Annotated in this window: 20 protein-coding genes; 13 read left to right on the top strand and 7 right to left on the bottom strand. The window is 33.4% G+C overall.

Going from position 1 to position 26,081, the window contains the following annotated elements:
- Positions 1-261: 261 nt before the first annotated feature.
- Genes AC1Q5Z_RS22645 through AC1Q5Z_RS22615 form a run of 7 tightly spaced genes read left to right on the top strand, consistent with a single transcriptional unit; the run spans position 262 to position 5,616 of the window.
- Entirely contained in the window at positions 262-1,389 is a 1,128-nt protein-coding gene (locus AC1Q5Z_RS22645) for an NAD(P)/FAD-dependent oxidoreductase (RefSeq protein ID WP_492446959.1), read from the top strand.
- Positions 1,390-2,103: a methyltransferase domain-containing protein gene (locus tag AC1Q5Z_RS22640; protein WP_492446957.1), complete on the top strand. Its 714-nt coding sequence runs from the start codon at positions 1,390-1,392 to the stop codon at positions 2,101-2,103.
- Positions 2,100-3,152: a type III polyketide synthase gene (locus AC1Q5Z_RS22635; protein ID WP_492446955.1), complete on the top strand. Its 1,053-nt coding sequence runs from the start codon at positions 2,100-2,102 to the stop codon at positions 3,150-3,152. The genes AC1Q5Z_RS22640 and AC1Q5Z_RS22635 overlap by 4 nt, the downstream gene beginning before the upstream one ends.
- 11 nt (positions 3,153-3,163) lie before the next feature.
- Positions 3,164-3,601 (top strand): 3-hydroxyacyl-ACP dehydratase FabZ family protein, encoded by a 438-nt coding sequence (locus AC1Q5Z_RS22630; protein WP_492446953.1) that lies wholly within the window; start codon positions 3,164-3,166, stop codon positions 3,599-3,601.
- Positions 3,598-4,866: a beta-ketoacyl-[acyl-carrier-protein] synthase family protein gene (locus AC1Q5Z_RS22625; protein WP_492446951.1), complete on the top strand. Its 1,269-nt coding sequence runs from the start codon at positions 3,598-3,600 to the stop codon at positions 4,864-4,866. Before AC1Q5Z_RS22630 ends, AC1Q5Z_RS22625 begins: the two co-directional genes overlap by 4 nt.
- Position 4,867: 1 nt before the next feature.
- Positions 4,868-5,122: an acyl carrier protein gene (locus AC1Q5Z_RS22620; protein WP_343586550.1), complete on the top strand. Its 255-nt coding sequence runs from the start codon at positions 4,868-4,870 to the stop codon at positions 5,120-5,122.
- On the top strand, positions 5,119-5,616 hold the full coding sequence (locus tag AC1Q5Z_RS22615) for a 4'-phosphopantetheinyl transferase superfamily protein (protein ID WP_492446949.1): 498 nt from the start codon (positions 5,119-5,121) through the stop codon (positions 5,614-5,616). The genes AC1Q5Z_RS22620 and AC1Q5Z_RS22615 overlap by 4 nt, the downstream gene beginning before the upstream one ends.
- Positions 5,617-5,629: 13 nt before the next feature.
- Here AC1Q5Z_RS22615 and AC1Q5Z_RS22610 read toward each other — a convergent pair whose 3' ends face one another.
- The 4 genes from AC1Q5Z_RS22610 to mprF are packed head-to-tail and all read right to left on the bottom strand — an operon-like array spanning position 5,630 to position 10,727.
- On the bottom strand, positions 5,630-5,983 hold the full coding sequence (locus AC1Q5Z_RS22610) for a DUF488 domain-containing protein (RefSeq protein ID WP_343586554.1): 354 nt from the start codon (positions 5,981-5,983) through the stop codon (positions 5,630-5,632).
- A gap of 3 nt (positions 5,984-5,986) precedes the next feature.
- Positions 5,987-7,411: an AcvB/VirJ family lysyl-phosphatidylglycerol hydrolase gene (locus tag AC1Q5Z_RS22605; RefSeq protein WP_492446947.1), complete on the bottom strand. Its 1,425-nt coding sequence runs from the start codon at positions 7,409-7,411 to the stop codon at positions 5,987-5,989.
- Between the two features lie 22 nt (positions 7,412-7,433).
- Positions 7,434-8,087 carry a DUF998 domain-containing protein gene (locus AC1Q5Z_RS22600; RefSeq protein ID WP_343586558.1) on the bottom strand — a complete coding sequence of 218 codons (654 nt, stop codon included), beginning with the start codon at positions 8,085-8,087 and terminating at the stop codon, positions 7,434-7,436.
- Between the two features lie 12 nt (positions 8,088-8,099).
- Positions 8,100-10,727 carry a bifunctional lysylphosphatidylglycerol flippase/synthetase MprF gene (mprF, locus tag AC1Q5Z_RS22595; protein WP_492446945.1) on the bottom strand — a complete coding sequence of 876 codons (2,628 nt, stop codon included), beginning with the start codon at positions 10,725-10,727 and terminating at the stop codon, positions 8,100-8,102.
- A 189-nt stretch (positions 10,728-10,916) separates the two neighbouring features.
- Between mprF and AC1Q5Z_RS22590 the strand changes: the two genes are divergently transcribed.
- From AC1Q5Z_RS22590 to AC1Q5Z_RS22565, 6 genes are all read left to right on the top strand, one after another.
- Positions 10,917-11,702 (top strand): polysaccharide deacetylase family protein, encoded by a 786-nt coding sequence (locus tag AC1Q5Z_RS22590; RefSeq protein ID WP_198858030.1) that lies wholly within the window; start codon positions 10,917-10,919, stop codon positions 11,700-11,702.
- 45 nt (positions 11,703-11,747) lie between these two features.
- The gene (locus AC1Q5Z_RS22585) at positions 11,748-12,872 is read left to right on the top strand and encodes a serine hydrolase domain-containing protein (RefSeq protein WP_343586565.1); all 1,125 of its coding nucleotides are present in this window, start codon (positions 11,748-11,750) and stop codon (positions 12,870-12,872) included.
- A 399-nt stretch (positions 12,873-13,271) separates the two neighbouring features.
- Positions 13,272-14,189 carry a bestrophin family protein gene (locus AC1Q5Z_RS22580; protein WP_198858028.1) on the top strand — a complete coding sequence of 306 codons (918 nt, stop codon included), beginning with the start codon at positions 13,272-13,274 and terminating at the stop codon, positions 14,187-14,189.
- 15 nt (positions 14,190-14,204) lie between these two features.
- Positions 14,205-14,897: a response regulator transcription factor gene (locus AC1Q5Z_RS22575; protein WP_198858027.1), complete on the top strand. Its 693-nt coding sequence runs from the start codon at positions 14,205-14,207 to the stop codon at positions 14,895-14,897.
- Positions 14,887-16,254, top strand: coding sequence for a HAMP domain-containing sensor histidine kinase (locus AC1Q5Z_RS22570; protein ID WP_492446942.1), 1,368 nt, complete (start codon positions 14,887-14,889; stop codon positions 16,252-16,254). Before AC1Q5Z_RS22575 ends, AC1Q5Z_RS22570 begins: the two co-directional genes overlap by 11 nt.
- 300 nt (positions 16,255-16,554) lie before the next feature.
- Positions 16,555-19,770, top strand: coding sequence for a TonB-dependent receptor (locus AC1Q5Z_RS22565; protein WP_286971724.1), 3,216 nt, complete (start codon positions 16,555-16,557; stop codon positions 19,768-19,770).
- 137 nt (positions 19,771-19,907) lie between these two features.
- Here the strand turns inward: AC1Q5Z_RS22565 and AC1Q5Z_RS22560 are convergent, their stop codons facing one another.
- The 3 genes from AC1Q5Z_RS22560 to AC1Q5Z_RS22550 all read right to left on the bottom strand — a co-directional run bounded on the left by AC1Q5Z_RS22560 (position 19,908) and on the right by AC1Q5Z_RS22550 (position 25,978).
- Positions 19,908-22,379 (bottom strand): glycoside hydrolase family 95 protein, encoded by a 2,472-nt coding sequence (locus AC1Q5Z_RS22560; protein ID WP_492446940.1) that lies wholly within the window; start codon positions 22,377-22,379, stop codon positions 19,908-19,910.
- Between the two features lie 42 nt (positions 22,380-22,421).
- The gene (locus AC1Q5Z_RS22555; RefSeq protein ID WP_492446938.1) at positions 22,422-24,401 is read right to left on the bottom strand and encodes an alpha-L-arabinofuranosidase family protein; all 1,980 of its coding nucleotides are present in this window, start codon (positions 24,399-24,401) and stop codon (positions 22,422-22,424) included.
- A gap of 137 nt (positions 24,402-24,538) precedes the next feature.
- Positions 24,539-25,978 carry a glycoside hydrolase family 28 protein gene (locus AC1Q5Z_RS22550; RefSeq protein ID WP_492446936.1) on the bottom strand — a complete coding sequence of 480 codons (1,440 nt, stop codon included), beginning with the start codon at positions 25,976-25,978 and terminating at the stop codon, positions 24,539-24,541.
- Positions 25,979-26,081: the final 103 nt, after the last annotated feature.

Genomic DNA, 26,081 nt, shown 5'->3' with positions numbered 1-26,081 from the left:
TAGTAATTATAAATAAAACAAATTCAAGAAAAAAAATCAAGAAGAGAAAAAGATAGCGCAAAAAAATTAATATTATTTTTATTACGAATTGAAAAAATGAAGTTTCCTTGCCTTATTTGAAATCTTAAGTCTTAAGAAAAAAAAACAAAATAAATTACCATTTTTTATGTGAGAAAACACAGAATAAACAACATTGAAATTTTGTTAATTTCTTATAGAATTAAGTAAGAACATTTGAGTTTTTATGATTAAATTGGTTATATGAGAACAAATCCCGATGTACTTATTATTGGAGGCGGTCTTGCTGGTCTGGCAAGCGCTCTGCACTTATCTAAAAAAGGTTTGAGGGTAACTCTTATCGAAAAAAATACGTATCCAAAGCATAAAGTTTGTGGAGAATATATCTCAAATGAAATTCTTCCTTATTTATTTTGGTTGGACATAGATGTTAGAGAACTCTATCCAACCAGCATTTCAAATTTTGAATTTGTTGCACAAAACGGTAAAACAGCAAAAACAAAACTTCCGCTTGGAGGTTTCGGAGTCAGCCGTTATGAATTGGATCATTTCTTATTTAAAAAAGCCGTCGATAATGGCTGTACTATTATTACAGAAAACGTCACTACTATTTCTTTTGAAAATGACATTTTCACCGTAACAACTTCTGAAGAAATTTTTTCAGCAAAAATAATTTTGGGCGCTTATGGCAAAAGATCAAATATTGATCAAGTTTTGTCAAGAGACTTTATTTCTAAAAAATCACCTTGGCTTGCCATAAAAGCGCATTACAAAGGGAAATTTGATGAAAGCCTCGTTGGTTTGTATAATTTTCAAGGTGGTTATTGCGGCGTTTCTAAGGTCGAAAACGACGTTATCAACATTTGCTATTTAGCCGATTTTGAAACTTTTAAAAAATACAAAAACATTGAAGAATACCAAAAATCGGTGCTTTATAAAAATAAAAAATTGAAAGCTATTTTTGAAAACAGTACTTCCCTATTCGATAAACCTTTAACAATCAGTCAGATTTCATTCGATAAAAAAGAACCTGTAGAAAATCACATTTTAATGATTGGAGATACCGCTGGATTAATTCATCCCATGTGCGGCAACGGAATGGCAATGGCGATCCATAGCGCTAAAATAGCTGCTGAACTAGTTCTTGATTTTTATTATGGAAAGATTGAAACCAGAAATGAATTTGAAAAAAAGTATATCAAAGAATGGAAAAAGCATTTTAGCAAGCGATTATTTTTTGGCAGACTATTATCAAATGCATTGACGCATAAAAACTTAACTCATATCATGACGACCATTGCAGCATCGATTCCTACATTACTTTCATTCATTATAAAACAAACGCACGGCCGACCAATAACAATTGAATAAATGACTGTAAACACTAAATATAGAACAGAAGAAATAGAGATAATGGATGATTTTTCGCTTGAAAGCGAAGAATTGATTGGCGCATTAGATCAAATTGCTTCTATCAACCAATTGCTTGGAGGAAATAAACTGACGCTACATGGCATAAAAGAACTTTTAAAAAATAGTGATACTTCAAAAACAATAATCATTGCTGATATTGGTTGCGGAAATGGAGATATGTTGCGAATGCTTGCTAAATACGGAAAAAAGCAAAATCTAAATTTTAAATTAATTGGTATCGACGCCAATGCTTTTACAATTGATTATGCCAAGAAACTTTCACAAGATTTTACAAATATTGACTATCTCTGTATGGATATTTTTAGCGAAGATTTTAATGAACTGAAATATGATATTGTTTTGTGTACGTTGACGTTGCATCATTTTACAACAGCGCAGATTGATGAAGTTATGAATGTTCTAAATAAAAATGCTTCGATTGGAATTGTTGTAAATGACCTTCATCGAAGCAAACTCGCTTATCGATTATTTGAATTGGTAAGCGTTATTTTCAATCTCAATAGAATGTCTCGTAATGATGGTTTGATTTCCATTTTAAAAGGATTCAAAAAAAAGGAATTGGAGCATTTCTCCGAAAAACTAAATCTAAAAAACTATTCCATAAACTGGAAATGGGCGTTTCGCTACCAGTGGATAATTACTAAAATATGAGTGTAAAGATAATCACAGCTGTTAAGCAGCTTCCGCAATATTCACGAACGACTGAAGAAATACTTCCGCTTGTAGATGTATGGCTTGAAGGTCAAGAAGAACGTTTTATTAAAAAAGTCAAAAAGATCTTTGAAGGCGCTTCTGTAGACAAACGTTATTCTATCATGGAACCTTCAGAAGTTTTTACCGCTACTTCATTCGAAGAAAAAAATGATATTTATAGTCGTGAAATGATTGTTCTTGGACATCAAGTTCTCGAAAAAGCATTAGAAAAAACTGGTTGGGATCCGCAGAGTTTAGATTACATTATTACCGTAAGCTGTACCGGAATTATGATTCCCTCGCTTGATGCTTATCTGATTAATAAAATGAAACTCAGACAAGATATTGTTCGTCTTCCTGTAACCGAAATGGGTTGTGCCGCAGGGATTTCGGGAATTATTTATGCCAAGAATTTTCTAAAATCGAATCCTGGAAAACGTGCTGCGGTAATTGCTGTAGAATCGCCAACGGCAACTTTTCAGTTAGATGATTTCTCCATGCCGAATATTGTCAGCGCTGCGATTTTTGGAGATGGTGCTGCTTGCTGTTTATTGTCTTCAAAAGAAGAAGATGCTGGTCCTGAAATTCTAGACGAACAGATGTATCATTTTTATGATGCTGAACACATGATGGGTTTCAAACTAACCAACGGCGGACTGCAAATGGTTCTCGATATTGAAGTTCCAGACACCATTGCTTCTCATTTTGGGGACATCATTCATCCTTTTCTAAAGCACAATAATCTTGAAATTAAAGATATTGATCACATGATTTTTCATCCCGGGGGAAAAAAAATCGTGACAACTGTTGAATCTCTTTTTGGAGGATTAGAGAAAAATATTGACGACACTAAAGAAATTCTCAAACAATACGGTAATATGTCGAGCGCTACGGTTTTGTATGTTTTAGAAAACATTATGAATCGAAATCCGAAAAAAGGAGAAAAAGGTTTAATGCTGAGTTTTGGACCAGGATTTTCGGCACAAAGAGTTTTATTGCAATGGTAATTTGAAAACTTATGGAATTAAATGATATTATAAAACAGCTACCGTACAGCGAACCTTTTTTGTTTGTAGATGAATTGCTTCACGCAGATGAAAACGGTGTTATAGGAACTTATACCTACAAAGAAAATCTTGATTTTTACAAAGGCCATTTTAAAGATAATCCTGTTACTCCAGGCGTTATTCTAACTGAAACAATGGCGCAGATTGGAATGGTTTGCTTAGGAATATTTCTATTAGGAAATGAATTGGGAGAAAACACCGTAATTGCTTTTACTTCTGCCGATATGGAATTTTTGAAACCTGTTTATCCAAATGAAAAAGTAACGGTGACATCTGAGAAATTGTTCTTTCGCTTTGGAAAATTAAAATGCAATGCGGTAATGAAAAATGAAGCTGGACAAGAAGTCTGCAGAGGCATTTTGGCAGGAATGATAACCAAGAAATTATGAAAAAGCGAGTTGTTATAACAGGACTTGGAGTTGCCGCGCCAAATGGTGTTGGCATTCCTGCATTTAGTCGTGCACTGCAAAACGGCATTTCGGGTATTCGTCATGATTCTCAGTTAGAAGAATTGCAATTTTCTTGTCAGATTGCGGGTCAGCCTCAAATATCTGAGGAATTAAAAGCCCAGTATTTTACAGAACTAGAACTTCGCGGATTTAATAGCACCGGAATTTTATATGGTGTTATTGCAGGAATGGAAGCTTGGAATAACGCAGGTTTGCCAATAAACGAAAATCCAGATTGGGACAGCGGAGCTATCTTCGGATCTGGAACTTCTGGAATTGATAAATTTCGCGAAAGCATTTATAAAATTGATGAACTGCAAGTTCGTAGATTAGGAAGTACAGTTGTGGCACAAACAATGAACAGCGGCATTAGCGCGTATCTAGGCGGTAAAATCGGATTGGGAAATCAGGTTACTACGAATTCTTCGGCTTGTACAACTGGAACCGAAGCTATTTTAATGGCTTACGACCGAATTCAATCTGGACAGGCAAAACGAATCTTAGCAGGAAGTACTTCTGATAGCGGACCTTATATTTGGGCTGGATTTGACGCCATTCGTGTTTGTTCTTCCAAGTTTAATGACAATCCAGAAGAAGGTTCAAGGCCTATGAGTGCTTCGGCCGCTGGATTTGTTCCAGGAAGCGGTGCTGGTGCTTTTATTATTGAAGATTTGGAAACTGCTTTAAAACGAAACGCAATCATTTATGCTGAAATTTTGGGTGGAAATGTCAATTCTGGCGGACAGCGCGACGGCGGAACGATGACGGCACCAAACAGTACAGCCGTTCAAAGATGCATTAAAACTGCTATCGAAAACGCAGGAATAACTCCGAATGAAATTGATGCTATAAACGGGCATTTAACAGCAACAACAAAAGACAGTTTAGAAATCGAAAACTGGACAAAAGCGTTAGAGAGAAATGGTTCTAATTTTCCGTACATTAATTCACTCAAAAGTCTAACTGGACATTGTTTAAGCGCATCTGGAAGCATTGAAAGTGTTGCCACAGTATTACAGCTTTATGAAGGTTTTTTGTTTGGAAATAAAAACTGCATAGATCTACATCCTGAAATTACTGCACTTATTGATTCGTCAAAAGTGCTCTTAGAAACAAAAATAACTAACCCAAAAATAATTGCAAAAGCCAGTTTTGGTTTTGGCGATGTAAACGCGTGCATATTATTTAAAAAATTCGAAAATTAAAATGGACAGACAAGAACTTACCGCAAGATTAAAAGTAATTATAAAGCCTTTTGTGACCAACATGGACGCCTATGACAACTTAACAGAAGAGACTGATTTTATAAAAGATTTAAATATAAATTCGGCAAACTTGGTTGATATTGTTCTTGATCTTGAAGAAAACTTCAATATTGTAATTGACAATACTGATATGGAAAGAATGCTAGATGTAAAAACAGCTTTAGAAATTATCGAAACTAAACTTGCCGAAAAATGATTGGCAACGATATTATAGATCTCGCGCAGTCATGTATAGAAAGCAATTGGCAACGGAAAGGCTTTATAGAAAAGCTTTTTACGGCTGATGAACAATTGCTCATAAAAAATTATGCTGAACCAGAAATCATGGTTTGGCTTTTATGGAGTATGAAAGAGGCTGCGTACAAAATCTATAATCGCCATACCAAAATACGTGAATTCAGCCCGAAAAAACTTTATTGTTCATTAAACTCTTTGACTTCAAAAAATGCATCAGGAAGAGTGATTTGTGATAAAAGAATTTATCACACAAAAACGATTTTATCTTTAGAGAACATTCATACTATTGCTGTAGATAATCAGAAAAATTTCAATAATGTAATTGAAGTTCAGAACCAAGAAATTGTAAAAGATGAAAATGGAATTCCGTATTTAAAAACTTTAAACTCACTTCAGGATATTTCAATCAGTCATCACGGAAGATTTCAGAAATGGGTAACTATTCGCCAATAAATCTATTATGCTCTTATTGTTTCTTTAGAAGAAATTCTCTCAAAACAACCGCATGATTTATTTCGGCATCTTTTGCGCCATACAATAACGTGATGGATTGTTTTTCTGCAATTGTTCTTAATCGTTCAACATCTTCATTTTTCGTTTTTAATTCTTCTGTATATAATTTAGAAAAATCGGTAAAATGTTCTTTTTTGTGATCAAACCAGGTTCGCAATTTTGGTGAAGGTGCAATTTCTTTATCCCATTCATCCATTTTAAGATCAACTTTTTTTATTCCTCTCGGCCATAAACGATCTATTAGAATACGATAAGTTCCATCATTCTCTTTAGAATCGTAAACTCTTTTAATATGTATTGCTTTCATTTCTTACTTCATTTCTTTCAGAATACTTTCTGCTATTTTTGCATAATCATCGTTGAAGTGATGTGAGCCAGGAATCTCTATGGTTTTAATATTCGATTCTGCAAAACGTTTTCTGGTTTCTTGATCTTCTTCACTTCCGAAAAAACAAACCGGATTATAAGCTTTTATCTTCTTGATTTCCGAAATCACATCATAATTGTCATTTGAACTTTCCATACTTAACATATCAGCAATATGAATTTCAAAATCAGCTTTTACATCTGGCGATAACGAGTAAACCCCTTTTAAACTTTCTTTTAAGTTTTCTGGAAAATTAGCCGTAACAAACGGAATAACAGATGCTCCAAAAGAATAACCTACAAGAATAACCGATTTTTTATTCCATTGCAGCAAATAATGTTCTACTGCTTTTGATATAGCAATTGAAGTTTCTGATGGCGTTTTAGCATTCCAAAAATACTTCTGAGCATCAAGTCCTACAACTGCAATTCCTCTTTCTGCTAACGCTTCTCCAACAGATTGATCAAAACTTGTCCAGCCGCCATCACCAGAAATGACAAAAGCAATCGGAAGATTTTCATCTTTACTTTTTGTCGGAATCAATGTTAAAGGCATTTCAAAAGGCAGCGGTTCCAAATGCTGTTCTTTCAATAACGAATTCTGCTCTGATTTTTGTCTCGCATAATTGGGTGTATTCAGAATTTCTTTATAAGCATCTATAAACTGAGGAAGCCAATTTTTTGTAACCGAAAATCCGTGTCCAACTTTTTGAAGTGTAATTAATTTTCCTTGTTTAAGTCCGTCCATGTATTTTTTAGTATCTGCATAATTACAAACCTGATCTGTTGTTCCTTGCAAAACAATAAAAGGAGCTGTAAGTTTTTCTGTTTTTTCGAGATAAAAGGCCTTTCCTTCTTTTAAAACATGAGAAGTTAGTCCAGAACCATCGCATAAAGTTCTGTCTGTTTCAATATCAGGACAAAATCCTAAAGCAATAGCTCCACTAAAAGTATTGGCAGGAGCTTGAGCCAGCATTCCATAAACGAGTGTAGCGCCAGAAGAATATCCTACTAATATGGGTTTAAAATATTGTTTTAGCTTTAATTTCTTTTGCAAAATCAAACTCAATTCTTCAAAATCGCCTGCTGGATAATAACATTTTGATTTTTCTTTTTTAATGTTTTTAAAATAATGCTGAATATCAATACCAGCCACCAAAGCTCCTTGATCTACAATATTTTTGGCCATATCTACTACTCCGCTATTCCAGCCTCCGTCACCAGAAATAAACAGTACAACTGCATTTGGTGTTGCTTTGGGTTTATATATCGTTACTTTTCCAAATGAACCTACATTTATAGTATCCAAGCTTGCTGCAAAGACACTTTGACCAAAAACAAAAAGAAAAATTATTGCAATTTTATTCATCTTGATTCTTTTTAACGTTAAATTAAAACTGGTTTTCTTTACCGTACATTATTATCGAAAGTGCGATAAAATATACATAGAGATTTAGCAGAAAGAGTCTTTGCCACAATCCTTTGTAAAGAGAAATGAAATTATTTTGATCTGAAGAAAAACGAAATGTAAAGAGTATCGTTGTAACGAGTCCAAAAACAAAAACAACCCATGAAAAAATATGAAACAGATATTTTCTTTGTGTTACAATAGCTTTACGCAAAATAAAAGGAAGCAGTAATGCTGCAATAACACCAATGCCACCGGCCAAACTATGCATCATAAAAGAATCGGTCATTCTGCCCTCGACTCTATCAGCTTTAAATAAACCAGAGCCAATACCTTCTCCCCAACCGTAGAGGATAATTAAAACAGAACCTAATTTTATAGCATTAGAATTGTCATTAAATACTTTTCCAAAAAAAATTCCAAAACCAATAAATATAATTCCAATGCAAATCCACCAAATCGAAATTATATTAGAAACAGGACTAATACTGGTCCCTAGCGAACTCATTGTATCTTTTAACTGATCATATCCAGCGTATCGGCTTCCTAATACAAACACGGCAATAAAATCGGAAATACAGGTAATGATACAAAGTATTGCCATTATTTTTGTCCAATTTAATTGTGCTGTTTTCATATTTTAAAAAAATTATGGTTTTACAACTTTATTAAGAACAATTGGAGCTTGAAGCAAATCGTAATCATGAGAATACACTAAGTATTTGTTGTGCCAAATGGGAGAAAATTTTTCCTTAAAATCTCGCAAACCTTTATAATGCGAAAAGAATTTGATTCTTTCGTAAGCAAACTTCATTGATTTTTCAGGAAAAGTATTCGCTTCCTCAATTCCGCTCATAGCGGCCAGTCCGAGATTTACAGATTCACAATTTTGCGATTTTAAATAGGTAAAAAGCTCAATAAGAATAAAATCCATTATACCGTTTGGCGCATCGTTCGTCTTACGAATTAAATCGTAAGTCCCTTCCTTTTCAGCATAATCGGGAATTACATTTAAGAAAGCAACAACTTTTTCTTCGGCATTATCAACCGTAATAATCGTCTGCTTTTTAAGTTCTTCCCAATCAAATCTCCCTTGAGAAAATATAATTTCGCTTCTTCCTGTACTGTCTAACCATTCATCGCTAACAGCTTTTATTTTTTGAAGCACTCCATCCTTTATTGGCGGCGAGTAAATAGTAGTTTTAAAGCCTTTTTCTTTGACTTTGCTTATTGCATTTCGCAACGATTTTTTAGCGCCGCCCTCGAGTGTAAATAGTGATAAGTCTACAACTCCTTCTTGACCAATAAACAAACTCTTTTTTTGCAGTGAAGCAAACACATCTAAGTTTTCTTCGGACACGCGATAGTAGATGCTTCTTAAACCGTTTTCATAACAATAATCATCAAATTCTATTATGCATTCTTTCATTTCGGCATTCGATTCTGCAACTGGATTTTCTAATACAACAGCAAAATTATCGGCAACACGATATGCTAAAAAAGCTTTCTGATTTTTGGCAATAAAAATGGTCTTGTCATCGTAGGTTTTAAAATAATCCAATGATGACGAACCATATTGCTGCAGAATAGCATTTGCTGCAGAAAAATCTGCTTCTACAGCTTGTTTTTTAATTGTATACGGACGTATTAAAGCGTAAAGCAGAAATCCTAGAGAGAGAAATCCACAGATATTTATCGACAGAAGAAAACGTCTTGCAAAGCGGTCCAAAGGCACTAAATCTGAACTTCCGATCAAGAAATAGTTTTGCAATGTATATCGTATCGATTGAAGCCAGTTAAAATCAATATTAAAATGTTTTTTGTCTAAGAAGTAAAAGCCTAAAATACCATAAACTAAAACAGCTGAAATACTTATTAAAACCGTTTTTAAACCTAAACTCTGCAAATGCGAATTGCTCTTTATATAATATTCTTTTCTTGTCACAATTAAACTAACCAGAACAATAAGTGCAATTACAGCTTCTTCATAATCAATGGCTTTAGTAATATTTCCTATTACAGAAATGCCCGTAAGAAAGACTGAAAACCACCACGCAGTTCGCAATCCTTTGAGCATAAAAGCCGCATTAATTAGCATAAATAAGCCTGCAGTTATTACAAAATAGTTAGAAACTTTGATTGCAGAAATAGGAATTATATCTTCTAAAACATCTAAACGCTCAGAAATAGCTGGCGTTAAAACAGATATGATATTGATTAATCCTAAAATAAAAATTAGAAAAGAAGGAATAATGCGCATTAATAATTTATTGGCACTGAATAAAAACAATGCTGCTCCAGCCAGTAACGGAATCCAGAATTCGAAGAAACGATAGAGAAAGGTAATTGCTATTGCATTAACATTCTGAAAACCAAATTGTATCAATATAAAACTCATTGATATTTCGATAGCTCCAAGTCCACGAAGAAAAGGCGAAACAATCAAAAATATAACCGAAATAATGTACCCCATTATCGCTGCGGTTAAAGATGGCGCAAATCCTAAAGCGATCATGGCGACATATAAATGCCCAATTCCGACAAACTCAATAATAGTGGAATAAACAACTACAAGCAGAAACTTATTTTTTATGATTCTGTTGTTTCTTAAATCCTCCATAAAGACCTCGGCAGAAGGAAAAAATCGAATAATAATAGTATAAATAAATCCTTTTTTTATAACCGAAACATAAACATAATACAGCATAATGCTTAATCCAGCAACTGCCGCAAACGCATACCATTCACCAGAACCTGTCGTGCCTTGAAAAAAAGAATAAATTAAAGCAGGAATAGCAACTATAATAACAGAAAGTATACCGACAAAACCATAAACAATTGATGCAAAATGAATTTGAGTTGCTTTTACACCTTTCTTTTCGATTGGTTTAGTGAAAAAAGCTAAAGAAGAAATTCCGCCAGCAGGCAGGAAAACACTAACAAAGTTTCGTTTTAGAAAGAGAACAACGGCATCTTTAAATGTAATTTTGCTTTGTACGGCCAGAAAAGAGGCGTAATACATTAAAGCTTGCAATGTGATATAAATAGTGGCCAGAATAACACCGCATAATACCCAAAAAATGCTTGCATCTGCAATAACATTTTTGACTTCTTTTAATTCTGAATTTTCATGTTTGATAAACCATATTCCGATTCCGAGAAAGAAAATGGTAAAGATTGCTTGCCTAATAATTTTATCATTTTCGCGTATAAAAGAGATTCCTTTTTTTTCTTTAAAAAAAACAAGAAATCGGTTAGAAATGGATTGTACTTTCATATTTCTATTATAGAATAATTTTAGCAATGAAAATAAATATCTTGTGTCGTATAAATTTACAATAATTATCTATCACTTATAACTTTACACAAATCTTTTTTAAGTAGCCAGAGAACCAATTATTAAGAAGATTCTCTATATTTGAATTGAATTATGTTCTAATTTTAATTCATTAACGAGCCAAAATCTATGAGGATATTTTTGACAAAATCTGTATTATTTTTACTATTCTTAACCTTACTTTCTTGCGAAGGCAAAAAAACTCAAACCGAATCTAAACCAGCATATAAAGCTGGAGTAATTTTATCTTTTGATGATGCTTATGTCGACGAATGGTCTGAAGCAGATCAAGTTTTAAGAAAATATTCTTGGAAAGCCACTTTTAACGTCTGTAGAATTGATTCTATTGGAGCTCCCGAAATAAAAACACTGTTAGAGATGCAAAAATATGGTCATGAGATCGCTGGACACGGCTATCATCATTACAATGCTGTTAAGTTTACCAAAAAATATAGCGTCAAAGAATATTTAAAACAAGAAATAGATCCGATGATTGTTTCTATGAAGAAAAAGGGATTCAACGTTACATCTTTTGCTTATCCTTACGGAGAAAGGTCAGATTCATTAGATCAAGCATTATCTCCTTTATTTAAAATTATTAGAGGAAGAGCATTTGGTGGTGAAGCTCCAGAAAAACAAGACAGCTATTTTAATAATTCTAAAATTGTTTTTGCTTTTGATATTGACAATAGCCACATTCATTTCAGCATTCCTTATGTATTAGAATTATTAGATTATGCCAAAAGAAACAATAAAATTCTACTTCTTTGCGGCCATAAACCTGTAAAAGAAATCACTGAAAATTATCAGGTTAAAATTGAAACTTTAGAATTCATCTGCAAATACATGAAATTGAATGATCTTAAGTTTTATAAACTTTCCGATTTAGACAATTTGGTTCCGCCGAAGCTTTAATCCAGAAAATTGAATTACCACTAACATAAAAACAGCTTTTTTAAAATGAAAAATTTTCTAATCACATTAAGCCTAATACTATGTAATATAATGGCTTATTCTCAAAAAGGCACAATTCCTGCCGACAATCTGCTTAAAACCAAATTGGACTCTCTGGTCAACAAATCTGCTCTTCCGTTTATGTCAGAAAGTTCGAGAGTTGGTCTTTCCATCGGAATTATAAAAGATGGAAAAGAATATTTCTACAACTACGGTTCTACTCAAAAAGAAAAACAAGTTCTTCCTACTTCAAATACACTTTACGAACTGGCTTCAAACAGTAAAACATTCTCTTCGACATTACTAGCAAGAGCTATTCTCAACAAAAAAGTAAATCTTACAGATGATATTAGAAAATATTTGAAAGGAGATTATCCAAATCTTCAATATAAAGGAACGCCAATCACGCTACTAAATCTTGCTAACCTAACTTCTGCCCTTCCAAACTGGATGCCAGACAGCAAAGAGATTTTTGCAAAAGCCAACCCCGATTCTATTGCTTATATATTAGACGCTGTGCATCGAAAATATAGCAGACAACAATTTTATACCGATTTGCATGATGTGAAATTAGATACAGTTCCTGGAGCAATTTCTAGACATTGCAACACAGCAGCGCAATTATTAGGTCATATTATGGAAACAGTTTATGGAGAAAAGTTTGGCACACTTATAAAGAAAGAATTTACAACTCCGCTTAAAATGAAAAATACCGTTTTATTAGGTAATGTTAAACTTCCTGCTTCAATGGCATTTGGATATGATGCAAAAGGAAGAAAAATGCCTTTTATAGATTGGGAAGATATGCAGGTTGCGGCATCAATAGCTTCTTCAACATCAGATATGCTGCAATACATTAAATATCATTTGAATGAAAAAAATGCAGATGCAAAATTAACACATCAGCCAACTTTTGGAGATCTTAAGAATGGTGCAATTGGCCTAAACTGGAAAATAACCAAACCAGAAAATGGTCCAGTAAGAATTTCGCATACTGGAGGAAGTTTAGGTTTTAGCTCTTATGTTGTCTTTTCTCCAGAATCTAATTCGGGAATTATTCTCTTTGCAAACGACTCTGATATGAAAACACAGAATGAGCTCATCAAATTGGCAGAAACGATATTGTATTAAAAAATATTCCGTTAGGAATATCTGATTAGAAAAATTGGACGAAACCATATTTCATTAAAAAATATTCCGCTAGAAATATCTGATTAGAAAAATTGGACGAAACGATATTGCATTAAAAAATATTCCGTTAGGAATATCTGATCGGTAGAAAAAAAAGATAACGCATTTGCATAGTGCCCTGTAGGGACACCTGTTTTTACGAAATAATTTTTTCAAAAACCAATCAAACGTTCCTACGGAACGTATCTTTGTTTACAATTAAAAAAAAATCTACCAATCAGACATTCCTACGGAATGTTTAATATCTCAAAAAAGAAATTATGACTATTTATCTTTTGAAAAATACTAAGGAAATAAATACTTTTAATTACTTTTAATGCATCAATTTTATTCTGCATAATGATTATTAAGAAAAAAGACAACTGGTTTAAAATGCTCTTTGAATGGAAGGGTTCTGTTTTACCCCAATTGCTTCCACGATTGTTTCTACTCTTTTTGTTTTCCTTCCTTATTGTTTATTATAAATCTTTTCTTCTCGAATATAATCTTCACATTAATCCAGCAATTTTTACTTTGTTCGGAATTGCGCTTGCCATATTTCTTGGTTTTAGAAATAATGTAAGTTATGATCGTTTTTGGGAAGGAAGAAAACTTTGGGGCGCTCTTTTAAACGATACCAGATCGCTTGCCAGACAAAGCATTACACTTTTAAATACAAAAGAAAACAAATTAGAAAGCCAGAAGTTTATTAATCTTTTAATTGCATTTGTTTATGCTTTAAAACATCAATTACGAAATACCAATTCTACAGAAGATTTTAATCGTTTGCTTCCTTCAGACTTCAAAGAACAATTGAAAGATGTTCATTTTAAGCCAATTATTATTTTAAGAGAATTAGGTTTATGGGTAAAAAAAGCAAAAGAAGAGGGCAAAATTGACGGAATGGCACAATTGGCATTCGAGGAAAACTTAAATAAACTTTCGGATATTGTTGGCGGATGCGAAAGAATTGCCAGTACTCCTATTCCATACACTTACAGCGTATTATTACATAGAACTGTTTATATCTATTGTTTTATACTTCCGTTTGGATTTGTAGAAACATTAGGATGGATCACGCCTTTTGCAATTGTTTTTATTGCTTATACTTTTGTAGCCTTAGAAGCTATTGCCGACGAATTAGAAGAACCATTTGGCGTTCAGCCAAATGATCTAGCTTTAGATGCAATGTCTCTTATGATTGAAAATACACTTTTAGAATTAAACGATCAAAAGACGATTGAAAAGAAAACGCCTAACCAGTATTATATTACCTAATTTACTTCAAAAACGATGAACAAAGTTTTATTAGTCGAAGACGATCCGAGAGTTGCTTCTTTTATTACAAGAGGACTTGAAGAGCAATTGTATCAGGTAAAAAATGTCAGCAAAGGTTTTGACGCCATTAACGAAGTAATGGAAAATACTTATGATATTATCATTCTTGATATTATGCTTTCTGATATTTCTGGTTTTGAAGTCTGCGAAGTTTTAAGAAATCGAAAAATAATCGTTCCTATTCTTATTTTAAGTGCGCTCGATACTCCGCAAGAAAAAGTTAGAGGATTGAAAGCCGGAGCCGATGATTATTTAGCAAAGCCCTTTTTGTTTGAAGAACTTCTAGCGCGAATCAATGCACAACTTCGTCGCACAGAATTTAGCACTGGCGTTTTAGATTTTCAGTCGTATGCCGGAATCAAAATTAATATGAAAGAACAAAGTGCCAGCAGAGATGGTAAAGAACTTAATCTTTCTTCGAGAGAATTAAAGCTTCTGATTTTTTTTATGAAAAACAGAGAAACTGCTTTGTCTAGAATTGCCATTGCAGAAGCTGTTTGGCACATGGATCTTGATATGAGCATTAATACTGTTGATGTTTATATTAATTATTTAAGAAATAAAATCGACAAGAATTTTCCTTTTCCGCTTATACATACCATAAAAGGTACAGGATATATGCTTAAAGATAAATCTAATGAATCTTAAAAGTAAACTTGCCAGAAATTCGACTCTGCTGTTTGCCTTTATCTTAGGCCTTGTCCTTATTGGATCTTTTTTGCTTTTTAAAAGCCATCGAAAAGATTTGTATTATGAAAAACTCGAAGACAACGCCTTAATTACTGCTTTCTTCTATTTTGAGAAAGATGAAATTAGAAAAATGGACAGTGTCAGTTATAAAGACATTGAAACTCAATTTAATAAAATTGCGAATCAGTCTATTCGAATTTACAATGCAAAAACAAAGAAATTGTATTTGCGCGATGATGTTCCTGTTGTATTAAATGATCGAGAATTAAAAGCTATTTCGCGAGACCGAATTCTGCATTTTACAATAGACGAAAGACAATTTAGCGGTTTATACTACAAAGACAACCAAGGAGATTTTATTATTGTTGTTTCTGGAATAGACGATGTTGGAATTAGGCAGTTAGAAATGCTTGCCATTGTTTTCTTTACTTTTTATCTGGCAGGAATTGCACTTAATTATCTTTTAGGAAGATTTTTGGCAAAACAAACTTTCAGACCTTTTGCCGATGTTATTTCTAAAGTAAATACCATTACAACAGAAAATCTCCATTCTAGACTTGAAATGCCAACCGCAAGCGGAAAAGACGAAATAAAAGAATTGATTACAACTTTTAATTATCTTTTAGAAAGACTGGAAAATGGTGTTGCAATACAGAAAAACTTTCTTAAGAATGCTTCTCATGAATTAAAAACTCCGCTTACTTTTATTATTGGAGATATCGACGTTTCTTTACAGCATCCGAGAACCAATGAGCAATATGAAGAAGTTTTAAAATCACTTCGAAGAGATACTTTTCACTTAAAGTCAACATTAGACGGATTGCTTATTCTGTCTGGATTAGAACTTTCAGAGCCTGACCAGATGGAAATGGTTAGAATAGATGAAATTTTATGGAATATACTCGAAAAGAAAAATATCGAATATCCTGAAGTAAAAGTTGTACTTAATCTGGATGCCGTTGCCAATAATGAAGATTTATTATTTGTAAATGCCAACCGACACATGCTTTTTATTGCTCTGTATAATATTATAGACAATGCAATTAAGTTTTCTTTTCCTTTACAGGTTAATATTGTAGCTTATGAAGAGCAAGGAAAACTGCTTCTAAAAATAATAGATCAAGGTTCTGGAATTGAAGAAAAAGACCTCAAATCTATTTTCGATTTATTCTTCAGAAGCGATCGCACCAGACACATTCAAGGACAAGGATTAGGACTCTTTATTACGATGCAAATACTAAAACGCCATAACATTGGTTTAACTGTCGATTCTGAACTTGAAAAAGGCACTGTTTTCTCTCTCCAATTTCCGTAGTATTTGAAATAAAAATCAAAGATTTTTCTTGGTCTTAAAAATAGCTTTTCTGCTCTTCGTAACATTTACATAATACTCTAATCTATCTCTAATCTTGTTTAAATCTATCTCTAATACCTTGTTTTATGGGATGTGAGAGAAACTGCTTGATTTTAAAGCGATAGCCGTTTTTTTATTAAATAACATCTTCGTTATCTTAAATTAACAAAGAATTGTTTTTTGATTTTTCGTTAACATAAGCCTTAAATCGAATCAAAGTAAAGAGAGTTTATTTGTCGTGGATAAAAACTAATAAATAACATGACAAAACTAAAACTCTTTTTTTCGGCTTTAATGCTCCTTACCGCAGGAAGTATTTTTGCACAGATTACAACTTCATCGTTGTCTGCAAAAGTCAATGATGGAACTACTGCAGTTATAGGTGCAGAAGTTACTTTAACACATTTACCTACAAATGCAGTTTACAGAGCGACAACAGACAAATCTGGTCGTTTTAGCTTCGAAAACTTAAATGCTGGTGGCCCTTACGAATTAGAAATAAAAGGTAACGACACCAAAGATTACTCAAATGCAAATATTTATCTAGCTCTTGGCGAAAATGATTTACCAACAATAGTAGTTGGAAAAGCAGATAACAATGTATTAGAAGAAGTGGTTATTACAAGTTCTAAACCTTCTTCTAAAAACAATGGTACAAGCATTAATGAAAAACAAGTAAACTCGCTTCCTTTAATTAATAGAGGAATTCAGGATGTTACAAAACTTGTTCCTCAAAGTTCTAACAACTCTTTTGCCGGTACCAACTTTAGATACAACAACGTTACAATTGACGGTTCTATAAATAATGATGCCATCGGATTTAGCCCTTCTTTGGGTGGTCAATCTGGAACTTCTGGAATGCCAGGAAGCAGTACACGTTCAAATTCTATCAGTTTAGATGCAATTCAAGATATTCAGGTTTATATTGCTCCTTACGATATTAAATTAGGAAACTTTTTAGGAGGAAGTGTAAATGCTGTAACAAGAAGCGGAACAAATACTGTGAGCGGATCTATTTACAGTTACGGAAGAAGTGCTGCTATAACTGGTCCTAACAATGCTGGTGACGGTTCTAAAATGCCAAGTTCTTTTGGAGATTACCAAGTAGGTTTTAGATTAGGATTGCCAATTATTAAAGATAAATTGTTCTTCTTTACTAATATGGAATATGCAGAAAGAACAGATCCTGTTTTTTATAATGCTGGTTCAACAGATTCTAACGGAAAATTAACTTCATTAGTAGATAATGCTACTGCAGAGCAAATTTCACAATTCGTAAAATCAAACTATGGGTTTGATCCAGGAACTTACGGTTCTTACAATAACTTCTCTAAAAGCCAAAAATTCTTCAATAAGATTGATTGGAAAATCAATGAGAAAAACTCCCTTTCGTTAAGAAACAATACTGTAATTTCTCAGGCTACAAACTTAGAGCGCGATGCTGCAAACTTTAGATTTGCAAGTATGGACTTTACTCAGAAAAACCAAGCTATCAGTACGGTTTTAGAATTAAAGACGCATTTCAATAGCCAATGGTCTAACTCATTTATTGCAAGTTATTCGGCAATAAAAGATTATCGTGATCCAAAATCTAATAATATCATGTTTCCTCAAACAGAAATTGGTTATAATGGAGGAACTATTTTCTTAGGAAACGATCGTGAAGCAACTGTTTTCAATATGAAGCAAAATACTGCTGAGATTACAGACAACCTTACTTATAAAACAGGAAATCACACTTTCTTATTTGGTACTCACAATGAGTTTTACGATATCAACTATGGTTTCGTAAATGCACTTAACGGAAGAGTTTCATACAAATCTCTTGCAGATTTCTTCAATAAACTTCCTACTCGTGTTCGTGGAACTTATCCTTTTGATGGTTCTACAAGAGACGAAATCTTCAATAATCCGTATGCTAAATTCAAAATAAACATGTATAGCGCTTACGTTCAAGACGAAATTAGAGTTGGAGACAAATTAAAAGTAGTTCCAGGTATTCGTATTGATTATACAGATTTGCCAAACAAACCAAAATTAAGCGAGCAAGTACAAAACTCTCCTGAAGATCCAAACTACGGAACCACATATACTTATACTCCGTTGAATCAAATTAAAAACAACTTCTTTAGTTCAGCATTAGTTTCTCCTAGAATTGGATTTACTTATAATGTAGACGATGATAAAACATTTGTTATTAGAGGTGGTTCTGGTGTATTTACAGGAAGAATTCCGTTTGCATGGTTAGGATATGCTTATTACAATGATGGTGTTGGATACGGAAGTTATGACAAAAACAATTTAACTGCTGCTCAGGTTGCAGCTGCTGGAGATCCTTTAGCAACTGGCGGACTTAACGGTTACCATGATGCTACACCAAAAGTACAAGCCGATTTAATTGACAATAAATTTAAAATGCCTGCTGTTTTAAGAAACTCATTGGCTTTTGATAAAACGATTGACGGATACAAATTTACTCTTGAAGGTATGTACACAAAAGTAATTCGTGACTTAGAGTTTCAACAAGTAAATAAAACAGATAATCCTACTTATTTCTCTTACGATACAAAACACGAAATGCCAATTTATGCTGCAAACATAAACTCAGCTTTTTCAAATGCATATTTGTTATCAAACACAAATAAAGGATACCGTTACAGCATTACTGAAATGATTTCTAAAACTTACGATTTCGGTTTCAACTTTATGGTGGCTTATACTTACGGAGATTCACGTGATATCACAAACGGAATTCGTAACTCTATGGAAAGTAACTTCCAAATGAACCAATCTTTAACTCCAAATAATCCACAGTTAGCGACTTCTAACTTTAATATTAAGCACAGAATCGTTTCTAATGTAGGTTACGGCGTAAAAGTTGCTCCAAACAATACTTTATCTGCTAACGTGTATTTCAATGCACAATCTGGAAATCCGTTTTCTTGGGGATTTGTTAACTCAACAATTGCTGGAACAGGACAAGCAGCAGGTTTAGCTTATATCTTTAAAGATGCAGCAGAAGCAGCAAAATATATTGGAGTAAATTCTGCAGGAGTTCCATCTGCAACAGCAGCGCAACAAGTTGCAGATTATGAAGCTTTCATCAACGGAAATGATTATTTAAAAAGCCGTAGAGGAACATTTACACAAAGAAATGGAGATACAACTCCTTGGAACATTCAAGCTGATTTAAAATTAATGGATGAAATTAAGGTTACTAAAGTAGGAACTTTCCAAATTTCTTTCAGCATGGCAAATATCGGAAACCTTATCAACAAAGATTGGGGAAGAAGTTATTTTGTTCCTAACACTTATAATTCAACAGCAAGTCTTGGTTTAACAAAATCAGGAAACTTAGGCGGAGTTGCTACAGGCGATCCAACTTACACTTTCCAAAAACCGACTACTTCACCTTATACTGTAGATCAATTAGCTTCAAGATTCCAAGGTCAGCTTGGCTTGAGATACTCGTTCTAAAAATTGTGTTTTTTTTTATTTTTGATTATCTCCCCGTTTCCCCTTTAAGAAACTGGGAGATTTTCCTTTTAAAATTATAAAACAAAAAGCCACTCTCACAAAAGAGAGCAGCTTTTTAAACAAACCAAATAAAAATATTACTGTTTTTCTGGTGTAATACTGTAAGAGATTCCTTTTTTAGTAGCAAATACGGCAGTGTAACCAATAGTTGATTTTTTGCTTTTAATATTCAGCTTATCTATCACAAATGGTTCTGCAGCTCTTACAGTGCAAGTTCCTCCGTTATTAGATACAATTTTCGTCTTACTCATTTTCCCATCTTTCCAATTTATATCTACAGAGAAATTTCCTTTTGCTTTAATACCTTTAATTTCGCCATCTGTCCAAGCATCTGGCAAAGCAGGAAGCAAATGAATTTCTTGATTCTGACTCTGCATTAACATTTCGATTACACCAGCTGTTCCTGCAAAATTTCCATCAATTTGAAATGGCGGATGCGCATCAAAAAGATTCGGATAACAACCTCCGTGTCTATTATATTCTGTGTTATTTTCCTTTGTTAATCGCAACTGATTTTTGAATAATTGATAAGCATGATTTCCATCTAAAAGTCTTGCCCACATATTTACTTTCCAAGCCAAGCTCCAGCCTGTTCCGTCGTCTCCGCGAAGTTCTAGCGTTTTCTTTGCAGCGTTTGCTAACTCAGGGGTTTTTAATGGAGAAATCAAATTAGCAGGATGCAAAGCATACAAATGAGAAGTATGCCTATGATGTGGATCTTCTTCTTCAAAATCTTTATACCATTCTAACAGTTGTCCTTTGCTTCCTATTTGAAATGGCAATAATTGCTCTTCTGCTTTACTTACAGTTTTTCTGAAATCAACATCTGTATTTAAAATTTTAGAAGCCTCAATTGTATTTTCGAATAAATCTTTTATAATTCCAATGTCCATTGTAGAAGCTGTTGTTACAGTTCCTTTCTTTTTTCCATCATAATAAAATATATTTTCTGGAGAAGTAGAAGGCATCGTTACCAAATAACCATTTTTATCTTTTTGAAGCCATTCTAAACTAAACTCTGCAGCTCCTTTCATTATTGGATATACTTTTTTAAGATACGTTAAATCGCCCGTATATTGATAATGTTCCCACAAATGTCTGCTCAACCAATTGGCACCCATATACCAATTTGCCCACATTGGATCTCCTTTTCCAAAATCGCCTACCGGATTTGTCATTGCCCAGATATCTGAGTTATGATGCAAAACCCAGCCATTTTCATGGTAATAACTTTTGGCTGTTTCTGCTCCTGTTATAGAAACATTATTAATGAATTCGTCTAACGGAAAAAACATTTCAGACAGATTTCCTGATTCTACTGGCCAATAATTCATCTGTAGATTAATGTTGGTCGTATAATTGCTGCTCCAAGGCGCACGAAGTTTATTATTCCAAATTCCTTGTAAGTTTGCTGGTGCGTTGTGTGTACGCGAAGAAGAAATTAATAAATAACGGCCGTATTGAAAAAATAAAGCTTCCAGTCCAGCATCTTTTTCACCTTTTGCATATTGTTCTAATCGTATATCGGTTGGCAAATTAGATTTATTGGTTTCGTTTACATTTAATTGCAATGAAATTCGGTTAAAGAATTTTTGAAAATCGGCTTTATGTTCTTTAAATAAAACATCATATTTCTTAGCACTAGCTTTTTTAATTGGAGTTTCAGCAAATTGATGTTCATCTTTTCCTTGACTGTCTGGACATTTATCAAATCCATTAAAGCTTGTCGCTGCCGAAACAAAAAGCAGTATTTCAGATGCATTTTTTATAACTAATCTATTTCCTTCAGAAGTTATTTCTCCATCTTTTACAATTGGTTTAATAATCAATTCAAAACGCATTCCTCTACATCCCGATGCGTCTTCATAAACAACAGGCTCTTTATTATAATCAATATAACTTGGATCTGAATGAGAAGGTGCTTTACCTTTTAAAACCAAAGATTGATTTTGAACTACTTTCTGATTTTTTAAAAGACTTGAAGCATCAATTGCAATAGAAAGTTTTTTTAACTGATCTGCAGAAAGTTTTATCACAATACATTGTGCAGGCGCTGATGCGAAGATTTCTCTTTTGTAATATACACCGTCAACTTTAAAATTGGTTACAGCTAATCCTGTTTGAATGTCAAGACTTCTGTTATAAGAATCTGTCTTCTTCCCGCCAAAATCCTGTTTTAGAATCAGATCTCCTAAAGGCATAAAGCTTTCGCTATAAGCTCCCTGCATGTTTTTAGTCAATTCATTTGCCTTTTCAAAATCTTCATTTTTTAATGCTTCTCTAATTAATGCCAAGTTTTTAAATGCATCTGGATTCATATTTTTCTGTACAGGTCCGCCGCTCCACAAAGTAGCTTCATTGAGTTGAATTAATTCAGAATCGACCCTTCCAAAAACCATTGCCCCAAGCGTACCATTTCCTATTGGCAAAGCTTCTGTCCACTCAACAGCAGGCTGATTATATTGTAATTTTAAATCCTGTGAATAACCAAAAAATCCAGTAATGGCAGAAATAAATATAAAACCCTTTTTTAAAAAGTGATATCTCATGGTATTTTTATTAATAATTTGCAATCGATAATTTACAATTAATTAGTTCATTTTCAATTTTAAAACCGTTACCGAATAAGCAGGAAGATTTAAATCTTGTTTTCCTTTTATCACTTTGTATTCACTCTCTTTTGGTGTAATTTTTTTAGGTTCTGCAAAAGTATTTTCATCTTGTGTACTTGCACTTGCCAATCTTATTATTGTTCCTTTCGTACTTAATTTTGCACCTTTTAAATCAATATTCACTTCTTGGCTTGATGCTGCAGTATTGACCAATTTTATAATAATTTCTTTGCTGTTTGCGTCTTTTACCGCCGATGCGTACAAATCATTCTGACCAATTAACGCTTTTCCGTCTTTTGTAATGCTTAATAAATCTGTTCCTTTATTGGTCGAAAACAATTGCTGTACATAATAATTGGCTGATCCGTAAGATTGCAGATTATTAAACCAAATCATATCTGGTGTCCATTGCCAAGCATCTTCATGCGCCATCAAAGGTGCGTAAGAAGTTAACTGAACAACTTCTGCATTTCTTTCTAAACCTGTCATAAAAGCAGCTTCAGAGAAAGCACATTCCCAATTATTTCTATTATTTGGGTTTGCTCCAGAAACACTTTGTGCAGCATATTCTCCTGCAAATATTTTTGGCCCTTTTCTATCATAATTATCGTAACGTCCTGCATTTTCTCTAAACCATTTCGGACTTTCGTAATAATGTTCGTCTATCAGTTCTGCGTTAAGTTTTTTAAGTTCTTGCATTGCATAATCAAAATGTTCGCCTTTTGGAGAAGGTCCGCTTCCAGACACAATAATAATGTTAGGATATTTTGCTTTTATGGCTTGTTCAAAAACTTTATATCTTTCAATGTAAGCAGGTCCCCATTGTTCATTGCCAACTCCGATATATTTTAAATTAAATGGTTTTGGATGTCCCATGTCTGAACGGATTTTTCCCCAATTTGTAGTAACTGCACCATTAGCAAATTCGATCAAATCTAAAGCATCTTGAACGTATGGATCTAATTCATCCATTTGAGCTAATTCTCCTGTATTGTATTGACAAGCCATTCCGCAACTTAAAATAGGTAGCGGTTCTGCACCAATATCTTCTGAAAGCTGAAAGTACTCGTAAAACCCTAATCCAAAACTTTGAAAATAATCTGGAGTTTGCTTGTGGTTGAATTCGACATTCCAACGATTCATCATCGTTTTTCTTTCTTCCACATTCCCAACCGATTTTTTCCATTGGTAACGATCTGAAAGTGTTCTACCTTCTACAATACAACCTCCTGGAAAACGCAAAAATCCAGGTTTTACATCATACAAAAGCTGTACAAGATCTTTTCTAAGTCCGTTTTTTCTGCCTTTCCAAGTATCTTCAGGAAAAAGCGAAATCATGTCTAAATCAATAATTCCCGTTCCTTCAAAAGTTAGTTTTAATTTTGCTTTTGCTTCTGTTTGAGTACCAATAAGCTGTGCTGTATAATTCGTCCATTGATCTGATTTTGGAACAATGCTCGTTTCTCCAATTACCTTTTGATCTTTATCTATTAATTGAACAATAATTTTTTTTATTGCTCCATTATGATTCGCAGCTTTTAAAGAAAGATTGTATTTAGCATCTTTCTTCACTCCCATTCCTCTGAAACCTTCGTTTATTAAAGCGTAGCCTTTATCATTATTAATCTCAACTCTGCAAAAATTAGTATTATTTGAAGCTATGTTTACAGGTACGGCCATTCCAGATTCCTTATTCATAGAAGACCTGTTCGATTTAGGTTGCTCCCATCCCATTAAAGGTTTTTCAAATTCAAAGGATCTGTTTTTAATCATTTCGGCATAAAGTCCACCATCTGCGGCAAAATTGATGTCTTCAAAAAACAAACCGAACATTGTTGGCTGAATTTTAGTAATCGTTTTTGAAGCATCAACTTCTAAAGTCGCTTTTTGGGCATTTCCATAAATACTACTAAATAGTAAACCACTTATGAATAATGTTGAAATTACATTTCTTTTCATTGTACTGTTTTTATATTGAGAATATACTTGCAATATATTAATTAATCATTCTAAACGCTATGCTGAAAGTTTGAAAAGTATCACTTTACAAAAATTTATTGTGAATTTTACACTTATAATTTTTCTACAAGATTACGTCACTTTTTAACGGCCTCATATTTATTTGGAAAAGCTGATTCTCCATCTAAATTAACCACTTTTAAAATATCAACATTTTTACTTTCTACAGCATATTTATAATAATCTGGTTTGTTTTTTCCCCATTGAACCGTGCAATTCTGAACTTTTATACTTTCGGCAGTATCAAAATAAAAACCCGAAGTGCTTCCTTTTACAAAACCTTCCACATTTGCAGGACGTCTGTCATATAATCCGCCAGGGAAAGAAGTCGTTTTATCCATGTAAACGCTAACATTATCAAAAACAATGTTCTTGATTTTATCTTTTGATTCTCCGCTTACAAACACACCATTTTCTCCTGTACACTGAATATTCGAGAAATAGATATTCTTAATTTCTCCCACCTTACCTTCTGTCGACCCTTTTGGAAAACGCCAATTTGCGTCTTTATGGTTTCCTTTTGCTCTGCTAAAAGCTGTTACATAAATCGGTTCTGCTTTTCCCCACCAAGTATCAGTGTTTAATTTACTTTCGATAATAATATTAGAAAAAATAACGTCGCTTACCGTACCTTCATCACGATTTTGAATACCTAAAGCGCGATTACTATTTTTAATGATGCAATTATTAATAACCACTTGTCTGATAGCATCCATATTTTCTGAACCTATTTTAATAGCACAACTGCTGCTTGTCATGGTACAATTGGTTACTGTAATATTTTCGCAAGCACCAAATTCTTCAAATTCTCTTCTGTTTTTTAAACAAATGCAATCATCACCGCTTTCGATATAACAATCACTGATTCTAACATTTTTAGAATGGTCTAAATCAATTCCATCACTGTTACGGACTTTTAAGCTGTTCAATAAAGTAATTCCGCTGATTACAACATCATTACAGCCAATTAAATGCACAGTCCAATAAGCTGAATTTCCGATATGAACATCTTTGATTCTGATATTTTTTCCTCCAATAATTGTTAAAACGTGCGGTCTTGGATCTAATACATTAAACGGTTTTAAAACATAGGCATCATCTTCCTCTGCTCCCATAAAAGAAATTCCGTTTCCGTCTATTTTGCCGCTTCCGCTAATGGTAAAATCTTCTATATTTTCTCCTCCGATCCAAATCGTTCCTTCGCCTGGATTGGTTCTAAAAGCACTTTTGGTGTACAGTTTCTCATCTGGACTTGCTAATAATTTTGCTCCGGCTTCGATATGCAAATCTACTTTTGATTTTACATCAATTGGTCCCGCCAAAAAGGTAAATGGTGCTGGAATTAAAACTCTTCCGCCTGTTTTACTACAAGCATCAATTGCTTTTTGAATAGCTGCCGCGTCGTTGGTTTTACCGTCTCCTTTTGCTCCGTATTTTTTAACGTCGTAGATTTTCTGCGCAGAAATTGTTAAGGAAATACAGAAAATTAGGATCGCGATTATAGATTTCTTTTTCATGTTTTTTATTTTTTTTAATGCCACAAAGACTCAAAGGCACTAAGTTTTTTTCTTTAAATTTTTATTTCACGCAGATTTTATAATCTGTGGCAAAAAAACTTTG

The organism is Flavobacterium sp. GW823-FHT06G12, from assembly GCF_058794775.1.
The sequence above is the reverse complement of the archived record's forward strand: the minus strand, read 5'-3'. Positions and strand labels throughout refer to the sequence as shown.

Coding starts and splice junctions, on each gene's coding strand:
- AC1Q5Z_RS22645 (WP_492446959.1), top strand. CDS start 262: ATGAGAACAAATCCCGATGTACTTATTATTGGAGGCGGTCTTGCTGGT.
- AC1Q5Z_RS22640 (WP_492446957.1), top strand. CDS start 1,390: ATGACTGTAAACACTAAATATAGAACAGAAGAAATAGAGATAATGGAT.
- AC1Q5Z_RS22635 (WP_492446955.1), top strand. CDS start 2,100: ATGAGTGTAAAGATAATCACAGCTGTTAAGCAGCTTCCGCAATATTCA.
- AC1Q5Z_RS22630 (WP_492446953.1), top strand. CDS start 3,164: ATGGAATTAAATGATATTATAAAACAGCTACCGTACAGCGAACCTTTT.
- AC1Q5Z_RS22625 (WP_492446951.1), top strand. CDS start 3,598: ATGAAAAAGCGAGTTGTTATAACAGGACTTGGAGTTGCCGCGCCAAAT.
- AC1Q5Z_RS22620 (WP_343586550.1), top strand. CDS start 4,868: ATGGACAGACAAGAACTTACCGCAAGATTAAAAGTAATTATAAAGCCT.
- AC1Q5Z_RS22615 (WP_492446949.1), top strand. CDS start 5,119: ATGATTGGCAACGATATTATAGATCTCGCGCAGTCATGTATAGAAAGC.
- AC1Q5Z_RS22610 (WP_343586554.1), bottom strand. CDS start 5,983: ATGAAAGCAATACATATTAAAAGAGTTTACGATTCTAAAGAGAATGAT.
- AC1Q5Z_RS22605 (WP_492446947.1), bottom strand. CDS start 7,411: ATGAATAAAATTGCAATAATTTTTCTTTTTGTTTTTGGTCAAAGTGTC.
- AC1Q5Z_RS22600 (WP_343586558.1), bottom strand. CDS start 8,087: ATGAAAACAGCACAATTAAATTGGACAAAAATAATGGCAATACTTTGT.
- mprF (WP_492446945.1), bottom strand. CDS start 10,727: ATGAAAGTACAATCCATTTCTAACCGATTTCTTGTTTTTTTTAAAGAA.
- AC1Q5Z_RS22590 (WP_198858030.1), top strand. CDS start 10,917: ATGAGGATATTTTTGACAAAATCTGTATTATTTTTACTATTCTTAACC.
- AC1Q5Z_RS22585 (WP_343586565.1), top strand. CDS start 11,748: ATGAAAAATTTTCTAATCACATTAAGCCTAATACTATGTAATATAATG.
- AC1Q5Z_RS22580 (WP_198858028.1), top strand. CDS start 13,272: ATGATTATTAAGAAAAAAGACAACTGGTTTAAAATGCTCTTTGAATGG.
- AC1Q5Z_RS22575 (WP_198858027.1), top strand. CDS start 14,205: ATGAACAAAGTTTTATTAGTCGAAGACGATCCGAGAGTTGCTTCTTTT.
- AC1Q5Z_RS22570 (WP_492446942.1), top strand. CDS start 14,887: ATGAATCTTAAAAGTAAACTTGCCAGAAATTCGACTCTGCTGTTTGCC.
- AC1Q5Z_RS22565 (WP_286971724.1), top strand. CDS start 16,555: ATGACAAAACTAAAACTCTTTTTTTCGGCTTTAATGCTCCTTACCGCA.
- AC1Q5Z_RS22560 (WP_492446940.1), bottom strand. CDS start 22,379: ATGAGATATCACTTTTTAAAAAAGGGTTTTATATTTATTTCTGCCATT.
- AC1Q5Z_RS22555 (WP_492446938.1), bottom strand. CDS start 24,401: ATGAAAAGAAATGTAATTTCAACATTATTCATAAGTGGTTTACTATTT.
- AC1Q5Z_RS22550 (WP_492446936.1), bottom strand. CDS start 25,978: ATGAAAAAGAAATCTATAATCGCGATCCTAATTTTCTGTATTTCCTTA.